Source organism: Sorangium sp. So ce321 (assembly GCF_051530195.1).
In the GTDB taxonomy this organism is placed as follows: domain Bacteria; phylum Myxococcota_A; class Polyangia; order Polyangiales; family Polyangiaceae; genus Sorangium.
This window is the reverse complement of the sequence record NZ_CP150329.1, coordinates 2,962,779-2,978,747: the sequence shown is the minus strand read 5'-3', so window position 1 is coordinate 2,978,747 and position 15,969 is coordinate 2,962,779. Positions and strand designations below refer to the sequence as shown.

General features: G+C 73.1%; 13 protein-coding genes. 6 read left to right on the top strand and 7 right to left on the bottom strand.

The window, feature by feature from the left end:
• Positions 1-264: 264 nt before the first annotated feature.
• Positions 265-1,950, top strand: a complete 1,686-nt coding sequence (locus tag WME89_RS11610) for a hypothetical protein (protein ID WP_438009254.1) — start codon at positions 265-267, stop codon at positions 1,948-1,950.
• Here WME89_RS11610 and WME89_RS11605 read toward each other — a convergent pair.
• Positions 1,942-3,996 (bottom strand): CotH kinase family protein, encoded by a 2,055-nt coding sequence (locus WME89_RS11605; RefSeq protein ID WP_438009253.1) that lies wholly within the window; start codon positions 3,994-3,996, stop codon positions 1,942-1,944. The two genes, WME89_RS11610 and WME89_RS11605, sit on opposite strands and share 9 nt — an antisense overlap.
• 193 nt (positions 3,997-4,189) lie before the next feature.
• On the opposite strand from WME89_RS11605, the gene WME89_RS11600 reads away from it, so the two are divergent.
• Entirely contained in the window at positions 4,190-4,603 is a 414-nt protein-coding gene (locus WME89_RS11600; RefSeq protein WP_438009252.1) for a hypothetical protein, read from the top strand.
• Positions 4,604-4,645: 42 nt separating this feature from the next.
• On the opposite strand, the gene WME89_RS11595 is transcribed toward WME89_RS11600, so the two are convergent.
• Positions 4,646-5,332: a MerR family transcriptional regulator gene (locus WME89_RS11595; RefSeq protein WP_438009251.1), complete on the bottom strand. Its 687-nt coding sequence runs from the start codon at positions 5,330-5,332 to the stop codon at positions 4,646-4,648.
• A 94-nt stretch (positions 5,333-5,426) separates the two neighbouring features.
• Positions 5,427-6,308 (bottom strand): NAD-dependent epimerase/dehydratase family protein, encoded by an 882-nt coding sequence (locus WME89_RS11590; RefSeq protein ID WP_438009250.1) that lies wholly within the window; start codon positions 6,306-6,308, stop codon positions 5,427-5,429.
• 260 nt (positions 6,309-6,568) lie between these two features.
• On the opposite strand from WME89_RS11590, the gene WME89_RS11585 reads away from it, so the two are divergent.
• Both WME89_RS11585 and WME89_RS11580 read left to right on the top strand, forming a co-directional pair.
• Entirely contained in the window at positions 6,569-7,267 is a 699-nt protein-coding gene (locus tag WME89_RS11585) for a hypothetical protein (protein ID WP_438009249.1), read from the top strand.
• Between the two features lie 157 nt (positions 7,268-7,424).
• The gene (locus WME89_RS11580; protein WP_438009248.1) at positions 7,425-9,197 is read left to right on the top strand and encodes a serine/threonine-protein kinase; all 1,773 of its coding nucleotides are present in this window, start codon (positions 7,425-7,427) and stop codon (positions 9,195-9,197) included.
• Here the strand turns inward: WME89_RS11580 and WME89_RS11575 are convergent.
• Together WME89_RS11575 and WME89_RS11570 are read right to left on the bottom strand one after the other, a co-directional pair.
• Positions 9,079-10,587, bottom strand: a complete 1,509-nt coding sequence (locus WME89_RS11575; protein WP_438009247.1) for a phenylacetate--CoA ligase family protein — start codon at positions 10,585-10,587, stop codon at positions 9,079-9,081. The genes WME89_RS11580 and WME89_RS11575 overlap by 119 nt on opposite strands.
• Positions 10,588-10,681: 94 nt before the next feature.
• Positions 10,682-11,725 (bottom strand): NAD-dependent epimerase/dehydratase family protein, encoded by a 1,044-nt coding sequence (locus WME89_RS11570; protein ID WP_438009246.1) that lies wholly within the window; start codon positions 11,723-11,725, stop codon positions 10,682-10,684.
• Positions 11,726-11,859: 134 nt separating this feature from the next.
• Here WME89_RS11570 and WME89_RS11565 point away from each other — a divergent pair, with 134 nt between their 5' ends.
• Positions 11,860-12,855 (top strand): ATP-binding protein, encoded by a 996-nt coding sequence (locus tag WME89_RS11565; protein WP_438009245.1) that lies wholly within the window; start codon positions 11,860-11,862, stop codon positions 12,853-12,855.
• A gap of 114 nt (positions 12,856-12,969) precedes the next feature.
• Here WME89_RS11565 and WME89_RS11560 read toward each other — a convergent pair whose 3' ends face one another.
• The gene (locus WME89_RS11560) at positions 12,970-13,572 is read right to left on the bottom strand and encodes a hypothetical protein (protein ID WP_438009244.1); all 603 of its coding nucleotides are present in this window, start codon (positions 13,570-13,572) and stop codon (positions 12,970-12,972) included.
• Complete coding sequence (locus tag WME89_RS11555) at positions 13,569-14,285, bottom strand: thiamine phosphate synthase (RefSeq protein WP_438009243.1); 717 nt, start codon at positions 14,283-14,285, stop codon at positions 13,569-13,571. Before WME89_RS11555 ends, WME89_RS11560 begins: the two co-directional genes overlap by 4 nt.
• A 122-nt stretch (positions 14,286-14,407) precedes the next feature.
• Between WME89_RS11555 and WME89_RS11550 the strand changes: the two genes are divergently transcribed.
• Entirely contained in the window at positions 14,408-15,961 is a 1,554-nt protein-coding gene (locus WME89_RS11550; RefSeq protein ID WP_438009242.1) for a hypothetical protein, read from the top strand.
• Positions 15,962-15,969 lie beyond the last annotated feature (8 nt).

The window sequence follows — 15,969 nt, the reverse complement described above, 5'->3', positions numbered from 1 at the left end:
CGCGCGAGTCCAGCGTCCGCCGCACCCTCTCCCACATTCGACGATGTGCTCTCCGCACGTGATCCTTGCCGACAGGCAACAGGGTGATCTCACGTGGACTGGCTATCCACATCGGTGCCGCCGTGACGTCGAGCGAGCGCGCGTCGCCTGGACAAGCGAGGAAAGTTCGCGTCCACTTTTCACTTTGGATTGACGCGTCTTGCCAGGAGATGAAGCCCGATGCGCTGGTTGACCTTCAGCAAACCATCTGCTCTGACGTGGTGTGTGTCCCTCCTGGCGGTGCTCGGCGCGAGCGCTACAGCGCGCGCCGACGTCGTACAGCCGAACGGCACCACCGTCCCGGTGGTCCGCGAGCGGCTGGGCGACTTGCTCAACGGATCGGCGAACAACGACGACATCAACGAGATGATCGACGTCGTGGCCGACGCCGCGGTGGAGCCGCAGGTGTTCTCGCCGCTCTGCGAGTTCAGCGGCAAGTACATCGCCAAGGGGGGCGGCGCCAATTTCGCCGTCGGCTGGTACAACGTCGATGAGAGCCGCGACAGCGACGACCCGCCGCTGTACGTCCCGGAGAACACCGGAGCCGGCCTCAACACGCCGGCGGCGGGCAGCGATATCCAGATCCTCTTTCCCTTCTCGTCCTCCCTGCCGCCCGCGGCGATGCGCGAGCTGACGGCCGTCTCGGTCCGGGAGAACCCCGCGTACGCAGGCGGCCTGATCGGCTTCGTGCTGATCCCGAACCCGAACGGCACCGGCAGCGGGAACGCCACGCAGTACCATTACACCGAGCACCGGTTCAACGTGGAGTGCACGGCGTGCGAGACGCCGGGGCCCTGGTACTCGGACCTCATCTACAGGTCGAACGAGCTCCTCAACACGTTCTACCTGGGCTTCGAGGATCTCGATTTCATGAACGCGGCCGGCGCCGCGGGCGTCAACGGCAACGACCTCGATTACGAGGACTTCCTCTTCCGCTTCTCCGGCATCACCTGTCCCGAGGCCGGCCAGCCGTGCGAGGTCGAGGAGAACATCGGCGCCTGTCGCGTGGGGATCTCCGATTGCGACGCGCAGGGACAGGTGATCTGCACGCCGTTCGTGCAGCCTGGCAGCCAGGCCGAGCAGTGCGACGGCGTCGACAACGATTGCGACGACGTCATCGACGAGGAGGCGCCCTGCCCGGACGACAAGGTGTGCAGCCGCGGCCAGTGCGTGGACCGCTGCGGATCTGCGGAGTTCCCGTGCGAGGCGGGGTTCATTTGCAACGAGGGCCTGTGCGTCGAGCAGTCGTGCGTGGACGTCGTGTGCGAGACGGGCGAGGTGTGCCATGACGGCGAGTGCCGCGCCCCCTGCGACGGCGTCGTGTGCCCGCACGACCAGGTCTGTCGCGCCGGGCGCTGCATCGACCCGTGCCAGGACGTCGTGTGCAACGACGGCCAGGCGTGCGAAGGCGGCGTGTGCGTGCTCAAGTGCAACTGCCGCGGGTGTCCGACGAACGAGCAGTGCGCCATGGACACCGGCCGGTGCGTCGAGGCCGCGTGCGCCGACGTGGCGTGCGAGGCGGGCACGTATTGCCGGGAGGGGACGTGCGTCGACGTCTGCGACGGCGTCGCGTGCCCCGTGGGCGAGCGGTGCGAGGCCGGCGCGTGCGTCGCTGAGCCGCCGCCGCCCACCACCACCACGTCGATCGGCGCGGGGCTCGACACGGTGACGTCGTCCGGCGCGGGCGACGCTACGTCGGGCTCGGGCGGCGCCGACGCGACCGGCTCGGGCGGGGCCCCGTCCACCGGCTCTGGCGCTGGCGGCGGCGGGAGCGGCGAGTCGTCGGGCTGCAGCTGCCGCCTCGGCGCCGACACGCCCTCCGCGGGCGGGATCGCCGCCCTGCTCCTCGCCGCGAGCCTCGGGCTCCGCCGCCAGGTCCGCCGGCGGCCTGCGCGCCGCCGCTCACGGTGAACCGGACGCCGGGCCGAAGAGCTCGACATCGTCGATCTCGATGGCGCCCGAGTCGACCTCGCCCCGGCCAAGGAAGCCGTTCGCGCCGACGCCGTTCATCTGCGGGCCGAGAGAGAGGCCGGTAACCGACCTGAGCACGTCGTTCACGTCGTCTCCGGGGTCGCGCCCGTCGTCGATGGCCCAGCCTGGAAGCGCGATGTCGGCGAACCTGAGCTCGACGAGCTCCGGCTCGGCGCTGAGCTGCACGTCCCACCCGTGGCGGACGCCAGAGATCCCCTCGCTCTGCGCGGGGCTCTCCACGTCGAAGCGCAGCCAGCGCGCCCCGTCGGCGCGCGCCCGGAAGCGGACGCCCTCGAGCGCCGTCACGTCGACCGGGGCCTCGGCGAGGGGCACCGCGAAATACACGTACTGCCCCCAGGCGTAGTCCTCGTCGCGGAAATCGAAGCTGAGGAGCAGGCTCTGCGCGCCGCTCAGCGGAGCCTCCTGCGTCAGGCCCGGCACGGCGCCGGACGCGTTGTTGGTGGCGAGCAGCGTCCCGACGTACAGCCCGAGCGTGTCCGCGGCCTCGAAGTCGTTGATCCCGGTCGCGGTGAACGAGAACGGCACGACCGGCGTGTTGCTGACGAAGCGCGCGAGGCGCTCTCGCAGGATCGGCACTTCCTTCTTGAGGCGCTCGACCGCCGGCTCCCAGCCGGCGAGCCCGGGCCCGGACGGGTCCTCCTCGACGGCAGTCCGGATCAGCGCCGCGTACGTGTCGACCTGCTCCTCGATCCGCCCCTCGCTGAACGGCCCGGCGAGCAGCGCCTCCAGCGCGGCCTGGTACCCCGCTGTGTCCTGGCCCAGGGCGCTGAACAGCGCGTCGCAGCCCGGCAGGCGCACGTGCTCGGCGCCCATGAACACCGGGACATCCCGGGGGCAGCTCGCCGGCGTCTCCGTCCAGCGCGGCACCTGGCCAAAGTAGGTGCTCGGAGCGAGGGTCTGGTCGAGATCCCACGGGATGAGGCGGAACTTGCCCGACGAGGGCTCGTCATAGATGTAGAAGTTGTGGTTGTTGGCGGAGCCCGCGCCGTCGACGTAGAAGGTCGTGACGCCGTCCCAGTTCACGATCGTCTCGTCGACGGCCATGTAGCGCTGCAGCTGCTCGATGTCCGCCCACTGCGACAGCGCAGCGAGGCGCTCCGCGCCCTCGGCAGACGCGAGGTCCGTCGCGAAGGCGACGAAGCGCTCGTGCGTGGCCTCGTCCTCGTTCGTCTCGAGGCGCTCTGCGTAGTAGCTGGCGTCGTCGGCGACCGGCCACGCCTCCTTGTAGAGATCACCGTCTGCGCCCTCGGGGAAGCGGCTCTCGAGGAAGGGGCCGTCCACCTCCTCGACCATCGAGAAGAGCCCCTGCGACTCGCCGTTCACGTGCAGCGTCGCCCAGGAGCTCCTCGGGGCCGGCACGCCCATCTCCCGGTACAGGCCATAGGCGATCCGCTCGTGGAGCCGCGTCGGATCCCACGTCATCGAGTGGAAGTTCAGGCGCTTCTGCTCGTAGAAGCGCTGCCCGTCGACGTACTCGTCGAACTTCACCTTCATGCTGAGCTTCGGGCAGGTGAGGTTCCCCTGCTCGTCGAAGCACATCTGCAGGGTGCCGTAGCCACCCTTGAAGCGCAGGCCCACAACGCCCAGGCTCTTGCCCTTGTAGCAGGCCTCGGCCTCCACGTACTCCTCGTCGCGCGCGTTGCTCTTGAGCTCCGCCCAGCGCTCCTCCGGAAGGTGGAAGTCGAAGCGCGGGACCTCGTCCGCCGCGTACAGCTCGTCCGCGTCGCGGTCGGCCAGCGCGGGGTCGGGCGGCTCGCACGGCGGCGTCGGGGCCTCCCCGCCAGCCCCGCCGCCGCCCGTTCCGCCTCCCCCTCCGGTGCTGGTCCCACTGGCGCTGGCCCCACCGGCGCCGGCCCCGCCCGCGCCCCCGGGCCCAGCACCGCCGCCGGCGCCCTCGTCATCCCCGCAGCCCGCGCCCACCGCCGCAGCCGCCAACGCAAGCAGAGTCCAATACTTAAGCTTCATGCAATGCTCCTTCACGAGCCTCGAGGGTAGTCGTGGCCCTCGGGCGCGTCGATGCCTGAATTTCACATCGCAGATGCCTCGACCTCGCCGTCCGTGAAGGGAGAAGCGAGAGTATCGCGGCGTCGCTTTCGTCGTGCGAGCTCTTGTCTGAGCTCAGCATCCGCTCGCGCAAGGCTGATGAGGAGGCGAAGCGATGAACCGTTCATTTGGACGAGCCCTGATGGCCCTGTCGATCCTGGCTTCCGGTTGCGGCGAGGCCTGGCCCGTCGACGAGGAGCAGCACGAGGGGCTGGGCGAGGCGCATGACGCGCTCGCGCTCTTCGCTTTCAATGCGAACACCACCAGCAACGCCACGGTGAACACCGCCAATTTCAACTTCAATATCAGCCCCAACCGGGCAACCTGTCGTGCAGCGGGACGGTCGCGGTTTACGCCGAGTAACACCGCGGTCCCTTTGGACGGCCCGCGCGCGGCCGGCGGCAGGACGGGAGACAGCGACGATGTCGTCGTCACCCGGCGAGCAGCAGACGTCCTGTCGCTCGCGGCGCGAGCGGCCCCCTGTCGTCGCTCGCGTGCGGCGGGCGCCCCTGGTCGCTCGGCCTGCTGAGACGCCAGGCGCGCCAGGGGTCGCGATTCACGCATGGGAAGTTCAAGAAGACCGCGGTGACGCCGGGCCGGCCGGCTCGGCGTGCGGCGGGAGCGCGCCGTACCGCGCGTGGATCTCGGCGGCGATCCGGCGCACGACGGCGGTCGCGTCGCTGCGCAAGTGCAGCTCGAGCCCCGGCAGGAGGGCGAGGCGATCCCACCGCTCCAGCCCTCCGGGCAGCGGGAGCGGGTCGCGCGCGCTGGCGCCGACCGGAGGCGGGAGCGGGTCGCTCGCGCTGGCGTCGCCGGGCAGCGGGAGCGGGTCGCGCGCGCTGGCGCCGACCGGAGGCGGGAGCGGCTTGCGCGCGCGGCCGGCGCGACGTGCCGGCGCAGCGGGCGAGGTCGCGACCTCCGGCGGCAGCGGACCGGCGAGGTCGGCGAGCGCGGCGGGCGAGAGCTTCGCCAGGCGCCGCTGGATGTCGACGAGCCGCAGCCCCTTCTCGGCGCGGAGCCGGGCGATGGCGCGCAGGCGCAGCAGGTGCTCCTGCCCGTAGCTGGTGCTCGTACCGCGGACGATCGGCGGCGGCAGGAGCTCCCGCGCGACATAGAGGCGGATCGTCCGCGGCGAGACTGCGCTCGCCTGCGCGAGCTCCGCGAGATCGTAGCTGACCCCGGCGCCGCCCGGGACTCCGGCAGCTCGCGCGCGCGGGCTGCGGTCGGACGGGGCGCGTCCACTGCGGTGCGCTTTCATGGGGCCATCGTGGCATCGTTCGAGCGGTCGCGACACTGAACGAGGGCCGCTCAGCGGGAGCGGCGGAGGCCGCAGCGCGAGCGGCTCCCGCCGATCAGCCGCGCTCTCGCGCGGCGCGCGGCGCCGCGACCAGGGCCGGCGCCGCGGCCTCGACGGCCATGCACGCCTCGAACCCCTCGCGGTAGCTCGGGTAGAGCAGCGCCATGCCGAGGTCTCGCTTGATCTTCGCGTTGTCCACGGCGCGGTCGTGGCGGAGCGTCTCGTGCAGATCTTCCCGCGGCGCGCCCGCCGGCAGCTCCAGGCCAAGCCGCGCGCACAGCCAGCGGACGACCTCGATCTGTGGCACGGGCGCGTCGTCCGCGACGAGGAAGGCCTCGCCGGGGGCGGCGCGCTCCAGGGCGGCGAGCGCGAGGCGCGCGAGGTCCTCGACGTGGATGCGCGAGACGACGTTCCTGCCCTGCTGGTCGCCCTCGCCCGCCATGCGGAAGTCGCCGCGCAAGAGCCGCTGGTGCAGGCCGCGGCCTGGGCCGTAGATGCCCGCCGCGCGCAGCACCACGGCGCCGCGCTCGCGGTACACGGCCTCGGCCGCGAGGCGCGCCGCGGCGCGAGGGTTCGCCGCCGACGTGGGCGTCGCCTCGTCGATGCGCCCTGTCGCGTCGCCGTAGACGGCGGTCGACGAGACGTACGCGATCGCGCGCGCCCGGCCGAGCGACGGCGCGATCGCGGCGTCCGTGGCGCCGTCGGGCGGGAAGGCGACGAGCACGTCCGCGCCGTCCGGCCCGAGCTCGGCGACGGCCTCGGCCGTGAGCGCCGGGAGGACGCGCACGTCGATGCCCGCCTGCGCGAGCTCGGCCGCGCGCTCGGAGGAGCGCGTCGTCGCGACCACGCGGCCGCCGGAGGCCGTCCGCAGGCCGGCGACCACCGCGCCGGTGAAGCCGCAGCCGAGGACGAGGAGCGGGGGAGATGCGTCGGGCATGGTCTGGGCATCCTTCTCACAGCAAGGGCGAGGAGACCAACAGCGCGAGCGCCGGGGACGCCTCCCGCGGCGCGAGGGCGCTGCCGGCCGCCGGGCTCGGGCTGCACCGAGGGGATCGCTACGTCGCGAGGATGTTTTCGTGCCGGTGGGTCGCTGGTCTGCTCACCGCCGCTAGGATGCCCGTGCTACGGCCGGCGGCCACGTTGCGACCGCGGGCGTGGCGGGGGAGCGCGCACGAAAGCGCGGGGAAGGACGGGGCGATGGGTCACAGGAAACGGACGAACAAGCTGCTGCTCGTGGTCGCGACGGCGGGGCTCACCGCGTGTGAGGACGACAGCCACACCAACCCTCCGTCTCCGCCGCTCGTGTGCGACGATATCGCCGGGGGCGAAGAGCTGTGGGCCACGCCGGAGATCCCTCAGGAGCCACCGGAAGGGCTGGACATCGAGCTGCATACCCGGAACAGCTGGAGCGGGAAGCCCGCCGTGACGGCGATATCCGGAATCACCATCATCACTGTCCACGATCCAGCCTACTTTAGCGGCGTGGTGGTCAATGCCGCCCTGGATGTGGGGGCCACGACCGCCCAGTTCGAGGTGCGCGGCAAGGTCACCGACGGCGCGACGACCTGCGACGTGCGCCGCACGTTCACCGTGACGGTCGCCGAGGATCAGAGCGTCGAGATCACGAGAAACGAGGAGCTGCCCCTCGCGCCCCGCCGTCACGCCACGATCGAGGTGCTGCGGCGTGACGGCGTCGAGGTCGAGCTGCGCGCGGCGGGCGCCGCCGGCGAGCGCGTCGCGTGGACGCCGACCGCTGGCAGCGTCGAGGAGGCGCCGGACGGGCGGGCGCGGTGGCGCTTGCCCGAGGAGCCGGGCATCTACCAGGTGCAGATGCAGATCGACCGCGGTGACGACGGGTTCACGCTGGACACGTTGACCCTCGAGGTCATGGGCTGACGCCAGCGCCCGCGGGACACATCCGCCGCCGCGCCTCCGGGCGGCGGGTGTGATCGCGATGGCCGGTCGAGCGCCGGCGCCGCGTCTGATAGCCTGGTCCGCGCGGAGCGGGCGGCGAGACGCATCGAGCTCGCCGCCGCAGCGACGCCCTCAGCGCATGGCGGTCAACGTCTTCATCTCCTACGCCCCCGAAGACCGGTCGTACGCCGAGGCGCTCGAGGCGCACCTCGCCGCCCTCAAGCGGCAGGGCCTCGTGAGCACGTGGCACCGCGGCCGCATCAGCGCCGGCGCGGCGCGCGACGAGGAGATCGCGGCGGCGCTCTCCGCGGCCGAGGTGGCGCTGCTGCTGGTGAGCGGGGCGTACCTCGCCTCCGACAGCTGCTACGAGCGGGAGCTCGGCCGCGCGCTGGAGCGGCATCGCAGCGGCGCAGCGCGCGTCGTGCCCACCCTCGTGCGCGCGTGCGATCTGGAGGGCACCGCCCTGGCGGGGCTCGAGGCGCTGCCGCGAGGTGGCAAGGCGGTGACGAGCTGGGCCGACCGGGATGAAGCCTGGAGGGACGTCGTCCGGGGCATCCGCGCCGCCGTGGAGGAGGTGGCCGAGAGCGCAGGGACGGCGGCGGCGCCGGCCGACGCCGCGCAGCTCGGCGCGCTCGCCGCCCCGCTGCGCGAGGCCGAGGCAGCGATCCGCGCGATCGACAGACAGATCGCCGCGGCGCAGAAGCGGCGGGTGAAGCTCCAGGCGGCCGGCGCGAGCACCGCGGAGGTGGAGGCAGAGCTCCTCGATCTCCGGCGCAAGCGCCGGGAAGGCGGCCAGCTGCACGCGGGTGAGGAGCTCGGTGAGGGCCGCTATCTCTTGCTGGAGCGGATCGGCCGCGGGGGGTTCGCGACCGTGTGGCGGGCGCTCGACGCGGCACGCGCAGAGCAGTCGGTGGCGATCAAGGTGCTACACCCGAACCTGGCGGGCGACGAGGGGCGGCGGGAGCGATTCTTCCGAGGGGCGCGTGCGATGGCGGCGCTCGATCATCGCGGCGTGGTGCGCATCCTGGAGCCGAAGTGCGAGGACAGCGGCTGGCACTACTTCGTGATGGAGCTCGTCCACGGCGAGGATGTGAACAGCGCGGTGGTCGGCAAGCGGCTCCCGGCAGAGCGGGTGATTCCCATGATCCTGCGCGCCGGAGAGGCGATCTCGTTCGCTCACGGGCGGGGCCTCGTGCACCGGGACGTGAAGCCGGCGAACATCCTGCTCGACGCGGAGGGCACGCCGCGGATCACTGATTTCGACCTGGTCTGGGCGCGCGACACCACGGGTGGCACGCGGAGCGGCGCGCTGGGGACGTTCCTCTATGCGGCGCCGGAGCTCATGCACCGCCCACAGGAGGCGGACGAGCGCGCGGACGTGTACGGGCTCGGCATGACGACGGTGTTCTGCCTGCACGGGGCGGAGCTGCCGCCGATCATGATGCGGTATCCGGGGCGGGTGCTCGAGCGGCTGGCGTGCAGCGACGCGGTGCGGAAGGTGCTGGAGCGGGCGATCGAGTTCGAGGCGGCGGAGCGGTTCCCGGATGTGGCGGCGTTCTGCGAGGCGCTGAAGGGCGCGGCGGCGGGCGAGGGTGGGACGCCGCGGGAGGGATCGATCGGCGCACGGGCGTTCCAGGGCGAGACAGGGCCGCAGGCGCATGAGGGCTCACAGCGGCTAACGGGCGGGCTCGTGGAGCCAGCGGGGCGACGTTTGAAAGAAGGCGGCCCGGTTAGCCGAGCGCTCCAACAGGAGGAGATCATGTATCGGCGCTCTAGCCCCAAGTCTCGGCCTCTCACCCCCCCGGCTTGCGCGTATATCGATGCTTCACCCCGAGCGGGAAGTACTCCGGATCCCCCGCCGCCCTCAGCGTCACCCGCGGAGCGCGCTTCCCCGCCGGGACGTAGCTCCTGAACTCGCTGTTCAGCCGGACGAGGTGCTCCTCGATCGACCGCGCCGCCTCCTCGCGCCGCGCCTCGCTCTCCCCCTCTCCCGGCGCGAGCTCGACGACCACCGACAGGTACGTGTCCCGATCCGCGCCCTCGCGGACCTCCAGCACGAACTTCCCTGTCACCCACTCCTTCACGCCGGGCTGCTCGATGCCGACGACGACGTTCTCCGGATAGATGTTGGCGCCGAAATACGACACAGTGAAATCCGAGCGCCCGAACACGTGGACGAACGGCAGCTCGCGGGCGCCGCGCTCCCCGTCGAGCTCCCGCCGCGGGTCGAAGCCGAAGCCGGAGAGCGCCGCCATCATCTCCGCGTGCGTGTGGACACCCCCGGTGTCGAGGATCGCGTAGCGGATGAGCGGGACGCCGTTGTCGCCCGTGAAGAGGAGCGTCCCGTCGCGCTGCTCGAAGTACCGCACCGCCGGGTCGTACTGCACCAGCGTCGGGAGCCGGTCCTGGCCGAAGAGGGCGCGCGCCGCGTCGGGCCTGCCGGCGAGGAACCTGCGGATCGCGACGCTGAGCGGCGTCTCGTTCCCCAGGACGCCCGCGTCCGCCGTCCCGTAGAGAGAGGCCGAGTCGTAGCAGGGCGCCGTGGACCCGACGCGCTCGCCGACAAGGCTCCTCCACTCCTCGCTGAACACCTCTCCGGCCATCACGAGCTTGATCCGCAGCGGCGCCCAGTCGATCCCCCGCGCCCGGCCCGTGTCGATCACGTCCTTCAGGAAGGGCGGGTAGCCGAGCAGGACGACCTGATCGAACGCCGGCCCCAGATCGAGGACGACACGGTAGATCTCCTCCTTGTTGTTGCCCGGCGTGACGACCGTGATCGGATACCCCTTCGCCGCGAGGTGACGGCAGCACGCGGCGGTGTACATCCCGCCGACCCACGAGCCGAGCGCGAAGCACACGACGGCGAGCGTGCGGCGCGCGTCGGCACGGAAGCTGTCGTGGAACACCTGCTCGAAGCGCCGGGCGACCGGGAGCTCGTCCGCGACAGCGCGAGGCCAGAACGTGGGCTTCCCTGTCGACCCCGACGAGACCGCGATCATGTCGCAGGACGCGACGCGCCCGCCGCGGCACAGGTCCGCGATCGGGTGCCGGAGCACGTAGTTCTGCTTCGTGATCACCGGGAGCGCGGCGAAGTCCGCCGGGGTCCTGACGGCCGCCGGATCGACGCCGTGCTCGTCGAGGAAGCGGCGGTACGCAGGGACCGTCGCGGCGACCTCGTGGAACAGCGACAGCGCGCCGGCCGCTGGATCGGCCTCGCGGTGCCGCGACAGCGCCGCGTCGAGCGGCGTGCTCAGGAAGGCGTCGATGGCCGCCAAGACCCGCCTGGGTTGCTCATCCTGCATCGCGAGATCTCCCCTCCTTCAGATGTTCCGCCGCGCGGCGTGAGGACGGCGCGACACACCGCCGCCGCGCCGCCTCGCCGCGGCTCAGGTTACCTCACGCCGGGCCGGCGTTCCCCGGGCCCGCCGCGCGCGCGTCGTCGAGCGACGCCGCGAGCGCGAGCTCCTCGGCGCGGCGCTCGTAGCCCGGCGGCGGCTCGGACGGCGGGTTCGCGAGCAGCGACGTGATCACCGTCTCCAGCCAGCGACGGAGCGGCGTGTGCTGGAAGCCGAGCTCCGCCCGCGCCTTCGCGGGATCCAGCATCGACATCCAGCGGTCGCTGAACGGCGACATCGCGACCGGATCGACGCCGCGGTCCCGGAGCGCGGCCGAGGTGACCGGCACGAGGCGCGCCGGAGCGCCGAGCAGCTCGGCGACGAGCGCGAGGAGCTCCGAGAGCGTCGGCGTCTCCTCCATGCAGAGGTTGTACGCCTGGCCGAACGTCGACGGCACGAGGAGCAGCCGCGCGATCGCCCGCACGACGTCGCCGCTGTACACGTGCCGCACCGGGAGCTCGCCGCCGTCCGGGACGAGCAGCGGGCCGCCGTCGAGCACGCGCGCGATGTAGCGCTCGAGGCGCCGGTGGGGATCGCGCTCCCCGTTCACCATCGGGATGCGCAGCACGGTCGCGGGGAAGCCGTGCTCGTGCCACGCGGCCGCGAGCACGTCCTCGCAGCCGCGCTTGTCCATGCCGTAGGCCCACGCCGCGCGATCTGCCTCGTCCGCGGGCTCCGGGAGCAGCGGGCCGTCGTAGTCGCGCTCGCGCGACGGCCGCGGGCACCCCTTGCGGACGAGGTACACCGATCCGGTGCTGATCATGAAGTAGTGGCCGACGCGCCCGCCGCCGAGCGCCCCGACCGCCGCGCGGCCGTCCGCGGCCGTGTATGCGGTGAAGTCCACGGCGACGTCGAACGTGCGGCCTCCGAGCGCCTGCTCGAGGCCGCCGGCCGCGCGGTCGCAGCGGACCCGCGCGACGCGGTCGCCGAACGCGTCCGGCGTCACGCCGCGGTTCAGGAGCGTGACCTGATGGCCCGCCGCGAGCAGGCGATAGACCAGGAAATGACCCATGAAGCGGCTGCCGCCGAGGACGAGGACGCGCATGCGCGGCAAGCTACCACCGCCGCGCGCAATGCGGACGACGAGGAAGCGGACGCGCGGCAGGCTGACGCCGCCGAGCGGCCTCGCGCGCTCGAGCCCGGACCAGGTCGCGCCGCGGTCGTGCTAGATAGCGGGCCGTGCCGTTCTCCCACATCCTCGGCCAGGACACCGCGGTCGGCACGCTCGTGCGGGCGCTCAAGACGGGCCGCGTTCACCACGCGTACCGGTTCGAGGGCCCGCCCGGCGTCGGCAAGGAGCTCGCGGCCGTCGCGCTCTCGCAGGCGCTCTTGTGCACCGCGGGCGACCCGCTCGGCTGCGGCCGCTGCGACGCCTGCCGGCGCGCGGCCGGGCGCTCCCCGGGGCGCCCCGCGTCGCCGCTCCACCCGGACGTGCAGATCGTCGCGAAGAACTTCTACCCCGCCGCCGTCATCGGCCGGAGCCGCGACGAGCTGACCGAGATCTCGGTCGACCAGGTCCGCGCCATCGTGCTCGCCCACGCCTCCTACCCGCCCCACGAGGGGCGCGCTCGCGTGTTCATCGTCCGCGACGCCGAGGACCTCAGCGTCGGCGCCGCGAACGCCTTCCTCAAGACGCTCGAGGAGCCGCGGTCCGGCACCCACTTCATCCTGCTCACCTCGCGCGGCGATCGCCTGCTCAACACGATCCGCTCGCGCACCCTGCCCGTGCGCTTCGCCCCGCTCTCGGAGCCCATCGTCCGCGGCGTCCTCCGCGCGCAAGGCGTGCCGGAGGAGCGGCACGACCTCGCCGTCGAGCTCGCCGCGGGCAGCGCCTCCACGGCGCTCGAGCTCGCGGACGAGGAGCAGACCGCCTCGCGCGACGCCTTCGTGAAGAGCATCCTCGCGGCCGCGGCCGCCCGGGATCTCGGGCCCGCCGTCGCTTTCGCGGAGTCGGTGGACCGCGACAAGGGCGCCCTCAAGGACGACCTGCGCGCGCTCAACGCCGCGCTCGCCCGCGAGGCCCGCGCCGCGGTGGAGGCCGATCCGCGCCGCGCCGGCCTCTCGGCCAAGCGCTACGCGGCGGTCTCCCGCGCCGTGGCGCACCTCGAGCGCAACGCCTCGCCGAGCCTGGCGATGGCGTCGCTCATCGCGGAGCTGCGCAGCGTCATCGGCTGACGGACGCCGCGAGCGCCCCGCGAGGCATGAGGGCCCGCGTCAGCCCTGGCCGTCGCCCACCCGCTCGCGGCCGCCATCGCCGCGCGAGCGCCCCGCGCGGCGTGGAGGCCAGCGTCAGCCCTCGCCGCCGCCGCCCAGCCGCTCGTAATCGCCTTCCTCGATGCGCCGCCCGGCCCAGGCGTGGATCCGCCCGTCGGTCGCGAGCACCACGGCCGCGTCGTACCCGCCGCCCTCGTACAGGGCGATGATCCCCGCGTCGCCCAGCGGAGGCGCGCCCTGTCCCAGGCGCGCGAGCGCCGCGGGCAGCCGCGCCCGCCGGCGCAGGGTCATGCCCGCGATCTCGAGCGTCGCCGGCGGCTCGTACGGTGAGTCGACCGCCACGGGCGCGAGCCACAGGATCTCGCGGCGCGGCGCGGGGAACGCCGCCACCGCCCCCTGCGCCGCCCCCTCGGGCGCGAGGAACACCGCGGCGACGAGCTCGCCGCGCTCGCGCGCGACGATCGCGCCCGTGAGCCAGCGCTCCTCGGTGCCGGCCAGCACGACGTCGCCGAGCGCGAACGGCAGCTCGTCCCAGAGCGCGTCGTCGGGGGAGCGCGCCGGCTCCTGCTCTTGCTCGCCGCCCTGCCCTGCCTGCTCCTCGCGCTCCCGGCGCGCCGCCATGTAGCCCACCGTCGCTGCCACCGCGGCGGCGGCCGCCGCGAGCAGCGTGAGGCTCATCGCGCGCCGCCTCCGGACGGCGTCGCCGGTGCGACGGCCTGCGCGAGGGCCTCCTTGAGCGCCCGCGCCCGCGCGCTCACCTCGTCGAGGGCGCGCGAGGCGGGCGTGTGCTGCTCGGGCAGCAGCGCGGCGATTATCGCCGCGGCGGAGCAGAGCGCGCCGACGTCTCGCGCCCTCTCCAGCGTGATGCCCCCGATCGCCACGAGCGGGAGCCCGGGCCGCGTCCGCTCGACCAGGGCGCGCAGCGACGCGAGCCCCTCGAGGCCGATCACGGCGTCCGGGCGCTCCTTGCTCGAGGTCGCGAAGATCGGCCCCACCGCGACGTAATCGAGCGGCGCGAGCGGGTCCTGCAGCGCGGCCTCGAGCTGCGCGGGCGTGTGGGTGGACAGCCCGACGAGCAGCGAGGCGCCAGCGCGCTGCGCGAGCGCACGCACCGCCGGCACCGGGAGATCGTCCTGCCCGACGTGCACGCCGTCGCAGCGCGCGAGCACCGCGAGATCGGCCCGGTCGTTCGCGAACAGCGGTACGCCCGCGCGCGCCGCGAGCGGCTGGATGGCGCGCAGGAGCGAGAGCATGCGGGCTGCTCCGCCCTGCTTGTCGCGCAGCTGGATGGCCGCGGGGCGCGCGTCGAGGACGGCCTCGGTGAACGCCGCCGGATCGAGCCCGCGGCGCGCGAGCGAGTCGGTGTCGACGATGGGGTACAGGCCGCGCATGACCACGCTTCGAGCGAGGGGAGAGCGCCCGGGCGCCCCGAAGGAGGCCAGGCGCGCTGGCTACGCTAAGGTTGACGCCCCCAGAAAGAAAGCGGAAGCGTTCGCTCCCGAACGGATCCTCCATGCGCACACGTCTCGTCCGGATCGCCAGTCTGTTCACGTCCGCCGCGTCGATCGCCGCGGCCGCGCTGGGGCTCGCGTCGACCCCTGCGTTCGCGGAAGAGAAGTCGAGCCCCGCGCAGCAGGAAGAGAAGGCGGGCTCCGCCGCGTCGGCAGAGAAGCCGAAGGCCGGCGCCGCCTCCCCGCCTGCCGGGGCCAGCGTCGCTGCGCCCGGGGCGAGCGCGGCCGCGCCGAAGGCGGGCGCCAAGAAGAAGCCGCCCGCGCCGCCGCCCTTGCCGCCCGCGCCGACGCGCGTCTGGCTCATCGCGCCGTCGCCGCAGGGGCCGTGGACGCTGCGGATCGACAATGTGGGGGAGCGCCCGATGCGCATCCCGGCGGACGTGCGGTTGCTGCGTCTGGAGATCGACACGCTGAACAAGCGCACGAAGAAGACGGTGCGCTGCGCGGCGCCTGCGGGGCTGAAGCCGAGCGGCTTCCCGGAGCGGCGCGCCCTCCTGCTCTCGCCCGGGCAGTCGTACATGGAGCATTTCGATCCGCGCCTGCTCTGCTTCGGCAAGGATGAAGCAGCGCTCGCCGGCGGCTCGGTGGTGAGGGCCTGGTACGGCTGGGGCCCGCCGCCCAGGTGGTCGAGAAAGGCGCCCGCGCCGCCGTTTGCCGCCGAATCGACGGACGATCCGCCGGCGTTCGCCCCGGAGACCGGCCTCGCGGCGCCGACGCTCGTGCTGAGCTACGGCCTGCCCGCGAGGAAGGAGTTTGCCGGGGATGAGGCTGGCGGCGCCGAGCCACCTTCGCCCCGGGACGACAAGCCAGCTCAGCCTTCGGCTGACAAGGCGGCTCAGCCTTCGACCGACAAGGCGGCTCAGCCTTCGACCGACAAGGCGGCTCAGCCTTCGACCGACAAGGCGGCTCAGCCTTCGACCGACAAGGCGGCTCAGCCTCCTGGCGACAAGCCAACTCAAGCGTCCGCGGACAGGCCTGCTGGCGCGGGCGCTGGGCAGCCTGCGTCGTCGGGCAAGGACCATGGCGCTGGCTCGCCGGGCGAGCCGGTCGTGGACGCGAATGCGCCTCGCCTGGAGCTCAGGAGCGAGCCCTGGTCCGACGCGGCGAGCCCGCGTTCGATCGTCGTCCGGGTGACCGCGAGGAACGCTGGCAAGCGCCCGATGACCGTCGCCATCCGTCCGCGGATGCTCGAGTTCCACGTCGCCGGTCCGAATGGCACGACGGTGTGCGAGGCGGCCCCGCCGACTGATGCGATCCCGCGCGACATGTACAGGACGTTGAAGGCGGGCGCGTCGGTTGACGTCTCGCTCCTTCTCCGGGAGGTTTGCCCGGCCGACACGTTTGCCCGCGAGGGCCTCTACGAGGTCACGGCCACGCTGCACGCGAACGAGCCTGGCACCGGCCTCGATCTGGACGCCTACACTGCCACGGTCACCGCCGCGAACGCGACGCTCCTCCGAGTGAAGAGCGCGCCGGAGCCGTTCTACGCAGCCGCCCCGCGGGCCGTGCAGACGCCGAAGCCCGAGGCTGAAAAGGAAGGCGAGGACGCCGACTGACTGGCGCG

What these genes read in the sequence shown, in the direction of transcription:
- WME89_RS11600 (WP_438009252.1), top strand. Translation starts at nt 4,190, where the DNA reads ATGAACCGTTCATTTGGACGAGCCCTGATGGCCCTGTCGATCCTGGCT.
- WME89_RS11560 (WP_438009244.1), bottom strand. Translation starts at nt 13,572, where the DNA reads ATGAGCCTCACGCTGCTCGCGGCGGCCGCCGCCGCGGTGGCAGCGACG.
- WME89_RS11570 (WP_438009246.1), bottom strand. Translation starts at nt 11,725, where the DNA reads ATGCGCGTCCTCGTCCTCGGCGGCAGCCGCTTCATGGGTCATTTCCTG.
- WME89_RS11595 (WP_438009251.1), bottom strand. Translation starts at nt 5,332, where the DNA reads ATGAAAGCGCACCGCAGTGGACGCGCCCCGTCCGACCGCAGCCCGCGC.
- WME89_RS11575 (WP_438009247.1), bottom strand. Translation starts at nt 10,587, where the DNA reads ATGCAGGATGAGCAACCCAGGCGGGTCTTGGCGGCCATCGACGCCTTC.
- WME89_RS11605 (WP_438009253.1), bottom strand. Translation starts at nt 3,996, where the DNA reads ATGAAGCTTAAGTATTGGACTCTGCTTGCGTTGGCGGCTGCGGCGGTG.
- WME89_RS11555 (WP_438009243.1), bottom strand. Translation starts at nt 14,285, where the DNA reads ATGCGCGGCCTGTACCCCATCGTCGACACCGACTCGCTCGCGCGCCGC.
- WME89_RS11550 (WP_438009242.1), top strand. Translation starts at nt 14,408, where the DNA reads ATGCGCACACGTCTCGTCCGGATCGCCAGTCTGTTCACGTCCGCCGCG.
- WME89_RS11580 (WP_438009248.1), top strand. Translation starts at nt 7,425, where the DNA reads ATGGCGGTCAACGTCTTCATCTCCTACGCCCCCGAAGACCGGTCGTAC.
- WME89_RS11590 (WP_438009250.1), bottom strand. Translation starts at nt 6,308, where the DNA reads ATGCCCGACGCATCTCCCCCGCTCCTCGTCCTCGGCTGCGGCTTCACC.
- WME89_RS11585 (WP_438009249.1), top strand. Translation starts at nt 6,569, where the DNA reads ATGGGTCACAGGAAACGGACGAACAAGCTGCTGCTCGTGGTCGCGACG.